This is a genomic window from Mucilaginibacter sp. UR6-1, from assembly GCF_020880975.1.
Lineage (GTDB): Bacteria > Bacteroidota > Bacteroidia > Sphingobacteriales > Sphingobacteriaceae > Mucilaginibacter.
Window position 1 is genome coordinate 750,704 of the sequence record NZ_JAJIWP010000003.1, and the last position, 11,838, is coordinate 762,541.

The following is an 11,838-nucleotide window of genomic DNA, read 5'->3' on the forward strand; positions in this document are numbered from 1 at the left end:
TATATCGGTTGATTTTTAACAACTTTGCAGCTATAATTTTTAGGGTTGGAAACATATTTACTCGACGCGCTACTCCTGTTTTTTCAGATCTGTTTTATCAGTCAGCTATATTATTTGGTAAATTATCACAGCAAACTTGCGGGTTACAAACCTCTGGAGGCTTTGCCGCAGGTTAATATCCCGATATCGGTTATCATAAGCGCGCGTAACGAGTATGATAACTTAAAGTATAACCTGCCCCTTATCCTTGAACAAAAATACCCTGATTTTGAGGTTGTGGTGGTGAATGATTGCTCGGTTGATGAGTCGGATTTGCTATTGCTTGAGTTTCAAAATACCTACAAGCACCTTAAAGTAGTAACCATTACTGAGCACGCACGCTTTAAAACCGGCAAAAAATTTGCCCTTACACTGGGTATAAAAGCCGCTAAAAACGAACATTTGCTATTTACAGACGCGGATTGTACCCCGGCTACTGATAACTGGGTAACGCGTATGGCAATTAACTTTACTACAAAAGCGCAAATTGTTTTAGGCTACTCGCCGTATTATAAAACCGGTGGCATTATCAATACTTTTACCCGGTTTGAAACCATAAAAACGGCTATCAGCTATCTTTCGGCAGTCTTACGCGGCGATGCTTACATGGGTATAGGGCGCAACCTGGCCTATACAAAAACCTTGTTTTTTAGCAATAAAGGCTTTGCGGCCCATATGCACGTTTTGCCGGGAGATGATGATCTGTTTGTAAACCAGAATGCCACGGCCGGTAATACCATCATTGAGATACACCCCGATACCTTTATGTACACCCACTCAAAAACTACGCTGAGCGGCTGGTACAGGCAAAAAAAGCGCCACATGGGTGTAGGTAAATTGTACAAAAATAAACACCGCCGGATGCTTAGCTGGGATGCCATGAGCGGCTTTTTATTTTATATATTGCTGGTAATTTGTTTGGTATTTAATATAGAACCGATACTGGTTTTAGGATTGTATTTATTGCGTTTGGTAACGCAAATTTTAATTTATAATAAAACTTTAAAAAACTTAAAAGCAAAAGACTTGTTATTTTACTTACCAATCCTTGACCTGATTTATTACGTATATTTGAATGTGTTTGGACTGATTGGGACATTTATAAAGACTACCCAATGGAAATAAATACCAACTTCACCGAGAATGCCAAGAACGATTTTCACCTCGTTGTAAAGGCAAGGCAAGGCGATCAAAAAGCTTATGCCGACTTGATGGTGCGCTATAAGGATTCCATCTATTTTATGATTCTTAAAATGGTAAATAATAAGGAAGATGCCATGGACCTCATGGTTGAAACCTTTGCCAAAGCCTTTGAAAAGCTTGATAAGTATCAGCCCGATTACGCTTTTAGTACCTGGTTGTTTAGGGTAGCCACCAATAATTGTATCGATTTTATCCGCAAAAAAAAGCTAAATACCATGTCAATCCATGGTATGCTTGATGATGAGGGCGAGGAGAAGCCGCTGCAAATTAAGGCGGATACACTGAATCCCGAGGAAACATCCATAAAAAAACAGCAAACCAAGGAGCTGAAACAATTGATTGAAGGCTTACCTTTGCGCTATCGTAACCTTATTACGTTAAGGTATTTTGATGAACTATCGTACGAGGAGATAGCACAGCATCTTGACCTGCCTTTGGGCACGGTAAAGGCGCAATTGTTTAGGGCACGCTATCTGCTGGGCAATATTATTAACCGTTACAACCGGGATGACATCTGAAATTCTACTAAAATATTTTCCTGAAATTACCCCCGCGCAGTTAAATCAGTTTGAACAACTGCCCGAATTATATACACACTGGAACAACCAGATCAACGTAATATCCCGCAAGGATATTGATCAACTGTATGAGCGCCACGTGCTGCACTCATTAGGTATAGCCAAGGTAATGACCTTTAAACCCGGCGAAAAGGTGCTTGATGTAGGCACCGGCGGCGGCTTCCCGGGCATTCCGCTGGCCATAATGTTTCCGCAAACACAGTTTCATCTGGTTGATTCTATCGGCAAAAAAATTAAGGTTGTAAATGAGGTTGCCGCAGCATTAGGCTTGCAAAACCTGCAGGCTACCCATGCACGTGCCGAGCAGATCAATGATAAGTTCGATTTTGTGGTGTCGCGCGCGGTAACGCGTTTAAAGGAGTTTTATCCTTGGGTAAAGGGTAAATTCAACAAGCAATCAGGCAATGTTTTACCTAACGGGATACTGTATTTAAAGGGGGGCGATCTAAACGAAGAAATTGCCGAGTCGGGTTTAGCCGTTCAGCAATTCTATCTCAAAAACTACTTTGATGAGGAGTTTTTTGAAACCAAGCAGGTAATATATGTTAAGGTTTAGTTTTTAGGGAGGTAGGCCGTTATCGCTATTTCGTTAAGTGAATAATGCAGCTTTTCGGTTTTTGCATTATCTGCATCAGTATTTTTTTCCTGCAGATTTGATTTAGGGATGTTATTATCAACTATACTTTTTTCAGTTAACATGCTGCCATCCTTGTCAGCAAAGTTAAATGAAACCGGTACAGTATAATCGGCGTTACTTGTTTTTGCAGCGGGTAATCTGCCTTTGTAGGATTTGATTGCTCTGACAACTGCATCTTCAAGTGTTTTACTTGGAGCTCTCAATATTCTTACATCTTCAATCTCATTATTTGCATTGGTTGTTATTTGAGCAAACACACGGCCGGTAACTTTATTATCATAGTCAGCTTTTGGATACGCAATGTGTTGACTTAAATGTTTGTTAAAAGCCTTTATATCATTATCATTTGTGTTTTGGAATGAAACCCGTTCAATTTTAGGCTGAGGTATTTGCACTGATGAATTTGATCTTTTAACATGAGATACAGATTGTTCCTTCAGCATTTTTTTCTGCTCTTTATCTAACCCTACAATGGTAACCGTGCCTATAAAATTGGCGTTTTTAGTTATAGAAGGCTCCGGGAAACGCACATAGTTTTTTGCAAGGGTAACAAAGTTTACACCCATTATGTAAGTGCCGGGTTTTACATTCAACTTACCCGAAAATGTATTAAAAGCGCTTACTGCAGCGTTACCCAACACATTTTTGGCGGGTGCCAACAATCTCACATCGCCTACGGTACCTGCTTTATCCACGTCAAAACTTACACTTAAACCCGCGAATTTAATCTTGTTAATTTCTGACGAAGGGAATTTTATATGCTTACTCAGATAATTTGTGAGCGTAATAAAATCTTTTTTAACAAAATCAGGGGCGGGCAATCTTAAACCGGTATCAGCCTGATGCTGTTCATTTGTCAAAGGCGTATTTTTCGCCTTATACTCGTTTGCCCCGCTGTAAAGGTCAAAAGTTGGATAATTTTTACTAAAACTAAGCGTTGACAGGCATAATGTGCCCGCGGCAATCGGAATGGTCATCAGGTATTTCAGCCTTGCTGCACTACCTGAGCGTGGTTTGTTTAACATAATTATACGATTTTTTAATAGGTTATAATTGAAAAACGAGTTGGCCGCTGCTGGCCCCTGCAAACCATAAACGTTATTTAACAAAAACGAGGAATAGGTGAGGCTATCGTTTTCAGCATGGGCGGTATGCTCATCGGCAATGTATTCATGTACGGTTTTAAGGCTGTTTTGCAGCATATAAACCAGTGGATTAAACCAACTGACGATCTTGATAAACTCAGAAAAAACAATATCGGCCGAGTGGTTTTGCCTGATATGCACCAGCTCATGTGTAATAATGGTTTGCCTATCGGTAGTATTTTTGCCTATAAAAAGATACCTGAAAAATGAAAAGCCGGTATTTTGTGCATCAACCTCAATAAGCTCATAACCGCCAAAATTTGTTTTATAGCTTTTACTCACCAGCATGTAAAGCTTGGTCAGCTTAATGGCAAACAGAATGATGGCCAACATCGAACCTAATAAATAAAAAGGAAGGATCAGTTCCGTCCATTCAAAAGTCATCGGCTCTGGTTTTGATGGTATGCCTGCTGCCACGGCAGGGGCAAGGTTTGTATTAAAGTTAATCATGCTGATTTGTGTAATTACTTCAGCAGGTTTTAACCAACCAATTTGTATAACAGGTAATACAAACGCGAGTATGCTGGTGGTTAACAGGTACCAGCGGTTGGCGGTATAAAAGGTTTCGTTACGTAGTATGAGCAGATAAACCGCGTAAAATATAGCCAGGTACAGGTTGGCTTCTAACAGGTAATACAGCCAGTTCATTTTTTCTGTTGTTTAAGTTTGTCAATCAGTTCGGCCAGTTCATCCAACTCCTTTATACCCAGCTTTTTTTCATCAGCGATGAATGATACGAGGCTTTTATAGGAATTATCAAAATAGTTGCTCATTATTTTATTGAGGCTGAATTTTTTATATTCATCCTCACTCATCAGCGGGAAGTATACGTGCGAGTTGCCATAAGCCTTATGGTCAACAAAACCCTTACCCTCAAGTACCCGTACCACGGTTGATACGGTATTGTAGGCAGGCTTAGGCTCGGGCATCCGCTCAATAATATCTTTTACAATACCTTCATTTAACTGCCACAGTATCTGCATCACTTGTTCTTCGGCCTTGGTCAATTCTTTCATCGTATAAAGCAAACTATTTTTATAGTTGTAAACATATAAACTATAATTGTAGTTTGCAAACTATTTTTATAGTTTTTTTATTTAATGCTAATATTATTAGGAATATGCAGCTTAAATATTTATTTTCGGGCATACAAACCATGTCGCTACTACACCAAATCGCCCTTACCAATCTTAAAAATATTGGTGCCACGCTTTCAAAAACTATCGTTGCTTACTTTGGCGATGCCGAAAAAGTATTTGCCGGTAATGAAAAACGGTTAATGAAGGTGCCCGGCATCGGCGAAAAAACCGTAGCCTCGTTAAATTTTGCCGAAGCACTGCGCAAAGCTGAGGCCGAGTTGAAATTTGTTGAAAAGCACCATATTGATGTGCTGCTGTATACCGATCCGCGTTACCCGAAGCGTTTAAAAAATTGTAACGACGCGCCCTTGCTGCTATACAGCCGTGGCAATACCGATTTGAATAAGCAGCATGTAATCAGCATAGTAGGTACCCGTAACGCTACCGATTATGGTAAATTATTGTGTAAGCAGTTGATAGAAGAGCTGCAGCAATACAATGTGCTGATAGTTAGCGGGCTTGCCCTTGGTATTGATGTGGCCGCGCATAAGGAGTGCCTGCGGCTTGGCGTGCCAACCATTGGCGTATTAGGCCATGGGCACGACAGGTTGTACCCAAGCCAAAACCGGCAGGTGGCTGATAAAATGCTGGAGCAGGGGGGCATCCTGACCGAATATCCGTCGGGTACGCGGCCTGACAGGGAGAAATTCCCGGCGCGTAACCGCATTGTAGCCGGTATGGCCGATGCCACAATTGTGGTTGAGGCCAGCATAAAAGGCGGCGCGCTGATTACGGCGGAGATAGCCAATTCCTATAATCGAGATGTATTTGCGTTCCCCGGCAGGCTGGGGGATGAGTTTTCGGAAGGATGTAATTTTTTGATACGCAACAACAAAGCGGGTTTGATAACCTGTATGGCCGATGTGGCTTTTAGCCTGGGTTGGGAAAAAGCAGGCAGTGCCAGGCCAAAACAGCAATTGGCTATGCCTATTGATCTGCCGGAGGATGAACGACTGATATTCAATATATTACAGCAATATAAAACCCTGCCTATTGATGAGCTTACCATAAAAACCGGTATGCCCATGAGCCAGTTAGCTATGGCACTGCTAAATATGGAAATGCAGGGCTACATTACCTCATTGCCGGGCAAGGTGTACCGGCTGGGTTAGGGGGCCTCGTAAAAAAGCAGCTCACCGGCATCTTCGCTAACTTCGGCCCAGTTGGCAATACCCAACTCTATCAATGCCACGCCCGATGTATCCATTTGCTGTGGCGAACCGGTGAGGTAATACAAAATTTCGCTGATGCCGGGGTTATGCCCAACCAACGCGATAAAATTTGCCTCATCAGTAAACGCGCTGATCGCTTCCAGCAATGTTTTAAGGCTGGCATCATAAACATTCTTATTGGTTAATGGCTTGTTTACCGGCAGGTGCTGCGTAAAAATATCGGCAGTGGCAAGTGTTCTTGTCGCTGTACTGGATATTATCAGTTCCGGAATTATGCCTTTTGCCTTCACCCGCTCGGCCATAGTAGTGGCTTCCCTGATGCCTTTTTGTGTTAAAGGGCGTTCAAAATCAATATATCCACCTTCGTGCGTGGCTTGTGCGTGGCGTATCAATAACAGCTTTTTCATAGAATTTGAAATAAAAAAAGAGGAATGTTCGGTTCCTCTTTTAACTTTTGGGTTGATAGTTTTGTTTTGTTAAAAAGCGTAACCAATACCTAAGCCGAACACGTTATTCCTGATCTTCGGATTATCATAGTTTGATATGCTGGTGATGCCTGAGTTGCTATTCAGATTAATAAACAGGTTGTTTTTGAATTTTAATCCGGCTATAAAATCAACGCCAACATCCACTCTTTTATAAGTGTCAGTGTCTGACCCAAAACCAATACTTTCGCTAACAGACCTGCCGCCTTCGGTAGCTGATACTTTTGCCGAAAGGCCATATGCAACATACGGGCCCAGGCCTAAATAAAACTCGCCCAAATTAAGCGGCTTATGGTAAACAAAATGCACCGGCAGTTGCAGATAGTTCAGTTTAAGTTTGTAGTTAACGCCTTCCTCATTTTCGCGGCCACCCTTTTGCGCGTATAAAAGTGATGCCCTTACGGTAAAGGTATTTGCCACTTTAAAATCAGCATAACCACCGGCTGTAAAAGTCGCGGTAGCTTTTGAGTTATCGTAGTCGTTAGTAAAATCGGCAGTTGCATGTAAAAATGCCAGATTTACGTTTGCTAAAACACCAAAGTTTACTTTTTTGGGTTCATTTTGCGCGAAAGTTGTTAGGGATGACACTGCAAAGCAGGCCAGGAGTAAAATTTTTTTCATTGTGCTTGTGATAAGATTAATTAGCTGCAAAAGTAATTTTTTGCAGCAATAACGCAAGCAGCGGTTTTTAAATATTATTTGCAAAATCAGCTATAAGCGTTTCAGGCATATCGTTCATGCACTTAAAATGGCCGAGCGGGCATTTGGGTAAACCAAATTTTGAGCAGGGGCGGCAAGGCAATTCAATACCGGCAACCAAGGTTTTATCAACCCGGTACGGTTGTACACCAAGCAATTCGGGCGTGGTACCACCCCAAACCGAAGCAATGGGTTTGTTAAAGGCCTCGGCAATGTGGGTAAGGCCGGTATCAAAACCAATAATGCTTTTAGCCTGCGATACCAGGAATACCGATTGATCGAGCGTAGTTTTACCGCACAAGTTAATTATCCTATCGCTTATAGCGGCGCTTATTTCATCGCCATTGGCGGCCACATCGTTACCGCCCAACAATATTATTGGTTGATTGATCTGCCTGCAAATATTGATGATTTTATGGTTAGGCATCCGCTTGGTAAAATGCGTAGCGCCAATTATAAAAGCTACAAAACCGTTTTGGTGCGATGCCGGCAGCAGGTCAGATAAATTATATTGCCCGTTTATGTAGTAATTTATAGGTTCGCCGTCATTCATTACCCCTAAAAACTTAACCGTTTCAAGGTAGCGGTCAACCAAATGAGTAGGGGGTACCAGCTTTAATTTAAATTTAAGGCTGAGCCATTTACGCAAGCGCTGCTTTTTGTAGGTTGATGCCGGGATACCGGTACGCAGTTTAATAATAGTGGTGCGCAGGTTATTGTGCAGATCAATAATATGATCGTACTTTTCAGCTTTTATCTCACGGATGGTTTCGCTCAGGGTATCCTTTAGCAGCAGTAACTTATCAAGGTAAGGGTTGTTGTTGTATATGTACTGAAAGGCTGGTTTGGTTAAAAAATGAATTTCGGCATTTGGTAATTGCTTTTTGAGGCAGCGTACAACAGGCGTGGTATAAATAATATCGCCCATTGAGCTAAAGCGGATCACCAGTATCTTCATACTTAACCGGCCTTGTTTTGGTCCTTTATCCTGTTGATGATAGAGGTTGACGAGTAGCCTTCAACAAAGGTAATGGTTTTTACCTCGCCGCCATTGGCTATCACTTCCTTAGCACCCACGATATTCTCAACCGAGTAATCGGCACCTTTTATCAGTATATCAGGCAGTAACGTGCTGATCAGGTAAAGCGGGGTATTTTCCCCGAAAATAATAATGGCATCTATAAAAAACATGGCGGCCAACAACGCCGCACGGCTGTTTTGATCGTTAATGGGGCGGCTTTCGCCTTTTATGCGCTTAACGGAGCTATCGCTGTTAAGGCCAAGTATGAGTTTATCACCCGCTTCCGCCGCTTTGGCCAGGTAAGTAATATGGCCTATATGCAGCAAATCGAACACACCGTTGGTAAAAACCACCTTTTTACCTTCGGCCTGCCAGCCCGAAACCAATTTTTTAGCGCTATCAATATCGCCGCATATTTTGTTTACCAGTGTTTTTTCCAGATCGATACGCATGTTATAATTTGTGTTGTTTAAAAGGCATTATCAATGGCCTTGCAAATAATGTGGCCTATAAGTATGTGCATTTCCTGAATTCGGGCTGTAACGTTTGATGGTACTATGATGTTCAGATCGCAGGCACCATTCATTTTACCGCCATCCCTGCCTGAAAGGCCGAGGGTTTTTAACCCTTTTTGTTTGGCTATTTCAAAAGCCTGTAATATGCTTTCGCTGTTACCGCTGGTTGATATACCGATAAACAGATCGCCCGGCTGGCCAAGGCCTTCTAACTGGCGGGCAAAAACACGGTCGTACCCATAATCGTTACCAATGGCTGTAAGTGCCGATGTATCAACGGTTAAGGCGATGCCGGGTAAGGATATGCGCTCTTTAACATAGCGTCCGGTCAGCTCGGCTGCTATATGCTGTGCATCGCCGGCGCTGCCGCCGTTACCGGCTAACAATACTTTTTTGCCATCCTTTAACGCGGCAACCGTCATTTCACAGGCTGTTTTTATATCATCTTGCAGCGTATCAATAACCTTTTGCAGGGTTTGCTGATGTTCAATCAATTCTTCAATCACCATAACTATTGGCGTGTAATTAAATGCTCTTTTATTTGTTCAACAGTGGTAGTAGCGCTACCAATTTCTTTTATTACGATGGCTGCGGCATGGTTGCCCAGTTCGCAAGCCTCATCAATCTCAAAACCTGATGCCATAAAATAGGCAATGGTAGCCAGTACAGTATCACCCGCGCCGGTAACGTCAAAAACAGATGTAGCCTTTACGGGGAGCAATTTATGTGTTAATTCGCTCAATATCACCATACCTTCTTCTGACAAGGTAACCACCAGGTATTCCGCTTCGGTTTGCGCGAAAATGGTTTGCGCGGCAAGTTTTACCTCATCAAGCGTGTTTACTTTGGCGGCACGTGCCGCTTCGCCCAGTTCCTTACGGTTGGGTTTTATCATGTAAGCGCCCTTATATTTGCTATAATCTAACCCTTTAGGGTCAATAATTACCTTTTTATTATGAGCAGTAGCCAGGTGTATTACCCTTTGGGTAAGCCCGGGCGAAAAAAGGCCTTTGCTGTAGTCGCTCAGTATCACAATATCGGCCTGCTCAATTAAGGGTTCGAGCCTGTCAAGCAGTTGCTGCTGCAAATCTTCGCTAAGCTGATCGGTAACTTCCCGGTCAATACGCAGCAATTGGTGACTGCCTGCAAGCACGCGGGTTTTAACCGTAGTAGTTCGGCTGCTGTCAACCACTAAAGCATCAGTGGTAACGCCATCAGCATGTAATATCTGTATAAGCTGTTCGCCATAAATGTCATTACCAATTATACCGCTAACCATAACGCCAGCGCCCAGCGAGATAAGGTTTTGCACCACATTGCCGGCACCGCCCAAAGTAGTGCTTTCACCCTTCAGGTTTACTATGGGTACAGGTGCCTCCGGCGATAAACGGCTGGCGCTGCCGGTTATATAATGGTCAACCATAAGGTCGCCCACTACCAGTATATTAGGTTTGCTGCCTGCTTGCTGCAGTTGTGTTATTTTATCGATCAGCATTTGTGTTTCTTAAATATGCTCAGGCTCGCTTTTGTTTAAAGAACTCCTGAATTTGCTGCAATGATAAGGCATTTAAACATTTTTCTTTATATAAACCGCCTTTACGGGCAGCGTATACACCGTACTGCATATCATTATGGCCTTCTTTGCGGTGTGCATCGGGGTTTATTGATAGCCAAACGCCCTTATCAAGCGCATATTGTTGCCAACGCCAGTCAAGGTCGAGCCTTAGCGGATTGGCATTTATCTCTATCACCACATTATTAGCGGCGCAGGCATCTATCACTTTTTTATGATCTATCTGGTAACCGTTACGGCTAAGCAGCAGCCTGCCGGTAGGGTGGCCCAGTATGGTAGTGTATGGGTTTTCAATAGCTTTGATAAGCCGGGTAGTGGCCTTATCAATATCCATTTTTAAATTGGCGTGTATTGATGCTACTATAAAATCAAACTTTTGCAGTATCTCCTCCGGATAATCCAGTGATCCATCGCCTAATATATCTGACTCGATGCCTTTAAATACCTGAAAACCATTCAGCTTTTTATTCAGATGATCTATTTCCTCATGCTGCTGCAATACCCTTTCAATATTTAAACCTTTGGCGTATACCGCGCTGCGGCTATGGTCGCACATGCCTAAATATTGCAGTTTCATCACATCGCGGCAGTAAACCGCCATTTCTTCAATGGTGTGTACGCCATCGCTCCATGTACTGTGGTTATGCAGCGAGCCTTGCATGTCGGCAAGTTTTATCAGTTTGGGCAAATTATCCTGTGCCGCTTTTTCAATATAAGCATCGCCCTCGCGCAATTCAGGCTGTATCCATTGCAGGCCTGCTTTTTTGTAGATCATTTCCTCCGTTTCGGGCTGGCCTAATGGTTCAGACAAGCGATTGAGCACAGCCTGTACATGATCGTCATTACCGGTATTAAGAAAAAGCGTTTTAAAGTAATCGCCCTTTTCAACACACCAAATATCAACCATCAGGCCGTTTTCAAGCTCGCCGGTTACATGGTGGTCTATTACTTTTACTGATTTGAGCAGATCTGATTGTTCAAGCGTAGCCAATGCCATATCCCGGTCATTGCTGCCAACAACAATGCTTAACTCGCTGATGATTTCGCTGTAACGCCTGAACTCGCCTGTAATATGCTTTAACGCTTCCGGAAAAACAGCCTTTAGCTGATCCATAAAATCATGCGCTTGCTGCTCCACCTGCGCAAACAGGAATTTGCCGTTGCTGGCCATCCTGAATTCAATGGCCTTTATTATTTCGGCCTGGGTTTTGGCACCGAAGCCTTTCAGCTCTATCAGGCGGTTCTCGTTACAGGCATACAGCAGTTCGCCGGTATTTTCAATTCCCATCTCACGCCAAATAATACCCACCTTTTTAGGGCCGATGCCTTTAATACCCATCATCTCCATAACACCTTCGGGTGTTTTTTCAATGAGAGCCTGCATCTCCTTAATGGTGCCGGTTTGCAGCAGCTCGGTAATTTTGCCTGCGGTGCTTTTGCCTATGCCATCAACAGCCTCCAGTTCGGCAGGTGTTTTGTCGGCAACTTTAAAAGGCAGCTTATCAACCTTAAAGGCGGCGTTAGCTACTGAGCGTATTTTGAAACTGTTCTCTTCGTGCAGTTCCATCAGTTGCGACAGCAGGCGCAGGGTACGGGCAATCGGTTTATTTTCCATGCAGAGTATCGGGCTGT

General features: G+C 43.0%; 13 protein-coding genes. 4 read left to right on the forward strand and 9 right to left on the reverse strand.

The window, feature by feature from the left end:
- Positions 1 to 45: 45 nt before the first annotated feature.
- Genes LJ707_RS13840 through rsmG form a run of 3 tightly spaced genes read left to right on the forward strand, consistent with a single transcriptional unit; the run spans position 46 to position 2,376 of the window.
- Complete coding sequence (locus LJ707_RS13840; RefSeq protein ID WP_228951940.1) at positions 46 to 1,164, forward strand: glycosyltransferase; 1,119 nt, start codon at positions 46 to 48, stop codon at positions 1,162 to 1,164.
- Positions 1,155 to 1,760 (forward strand): RNA polymerase sigma factor, encoded by a 606-nt coding sequence (locus tag LJ707_RS13845; RefSeq protein ID WP_228951941.1) that lies wholly within the window; start codon positions 1,155 to 1,157, stop codon positions 1,758 to 1,760. The genes LJ707_RS13840 and LJ707_RS13845 overlap by 10 nt, the downstream gene beginning before the upstream one ends.
- Positions 1,750 to 2,376, forward strand: a complete 627-nt coding sequence (gene rsmG, locus LJ707_RS13850) for a 16S rRNA (guanine(527)-N(7))-methyltransferase RsmG (protein WP_228951942.1) — start codon at positions 1,750 to 1,752, stop codon at positions 2,374 to 2,376. The genes LJ707_RS13845 and rsmG overlap by 11 nt, the downstream gene beginning before the upstream one ends.
- Here the strand turns inward: rsmG and LJ707_RS13855 are convergent.
- Positions 2,373 to 4,250, reverse strand: coding sequence for a M56 family metallopeptidase (locus LJ707_RS13855; protein ID WP_228951943.1), 1,878 nt, complete (start codon positions 4,248 to 4,250; stop codon positions 2,373 to 2,375). The two genes, rsmG and LJ707_RS13855, sit on opposite strands and share 4 nt — an antisense overlap.
- A complete protein-coding gene (locus LJ707_RS13860) occupies positions 4,247 to 4,618 on the reverse strand; it encodes a BlaI/MecI/CopY family transcriptional regulator (RefSeq protein ID WP_228951945.1) in 372 nt (123 codons plus the stop codon). The genes LJ707_RS13855 and LJ707_RS13860 overlap by 4 nt, the downstream gene beginning before the upstream one ends.
- Before the next feature lie 104 nt (positions 4,619 to 4,722).
- Between LJ707_RS13860 and dprA the strand changes: the two genes are divergently transcribed.
- Positions 4,723 to 5,853 carry a DNA-processing protein DprA gene (dprA, locus tag LJ707_RS13865; RefSeq protein WP_228951946.1) on the forward strand — a complete coding sequence of 377 codons (1,131 nt, stop codon included), beginning with the start codon at positions 4,723 to 4,725 and terminating at the stop codon, positions 5,851 to 5,853.
- On the opposite strand, the gene LJ707_RS13870 is transcribed toward dprA, so the two are convergent.
- The 7 genes from LJ707_RS13870 to LJ707_RS13900 form a co-directional block, all read right to left on the reverse strand.
- A complete protein-coding gene (locus tag LJ707_RS13870; RefSeq protein WP_228951948.1) occupies positions 5,850 to 6,320 on the reverse strand; it encodes a histidine phosphatase family protein in 471 nt (156 codons plus the stop codon). The genes dprA and LJ707_RS13870 overlap by 4 nt on opposite strands.
- Before the next feature lie 69 nt (positions 6,321 to 6,389).
- Complete coding sequence (locus LJ707_RS13875; RefSeq protein ID WP_228951949.1) at positions 6,390 to 7,019, reverse strand: porin family protein; 630 nt, start codon at positions 7,017 to 7,019, stop codon at positions 6,390 to 6,392.
- Between the two features lie 67 nt (positions 7,020 to 7,086).
- Entirely contained in the window at positions 7,087 to 8,055 is a 969-nt protein-coding gene (locus LJ707_RS13880; protein WP_228951950.1) for a glycosyltransferase family 9 protein, read from the reverse strand.
- 2 nt (positions 8,056 to 8,057) lie between these two features.
- Entirely contained in the window at positions 8,058 to 8,570 is a 513-nt protein-coding gene (gene rfaE2 / locus LJ707_RS13885) for a D-glycero-beta-D-manno-heptose 1-phosphate adenylyltransferase (RefSeq protein WP_228951951.1), read from the reverse strand.
- A 17-nt stretch (positions 8,571 to 8,587) separates the two neighbouring features.
- Entirely contained in the window at positions 8,588 to 9,142 is a 555-nt protein-coding gene (gene gmhA / locus LJ707_RS13890) for a D-sedoheptulose 7-phosphate isomerase (RefSeq protein ID WP_228951953.1), read from the reverse strand.
- Between the two features lie 2 nt (positions 9,143 to 9,144).
- Positions 9,145 to 10,128 carry a D-glycero-beta-D-manno-heptose-7-phosphate kinase gene (gene rfaE1, locus LJ707_RS13895; RefSeq protein ID WP_228951955.1) on the reverse strand — a complete coding sequence of 328 codons (984 nt, stop codon included), beginning with the start codon at positions 10,126 to 10,128 and terminating at the stop codon, positions 9,145 to 9,147.
- Positions 10,129 to 10,147: 19 nt separating this feature from the next.
- The gene (locus LJ707_RS13900; RefSeq protein WP_228951957.1) at positions 10,148 to 11,821 is read right to left on the reverse strand and encodes a helix-hairpin-helix domain-containing protein; all 1,674 of its coding nucleotides are present in this window, start codon (positions 11,819 to 11,821) and stop codon (positions 10,148 to 10,150) included.
- Positions 11,822 to 11,838 lie beyond the last annotated feature (17 nt).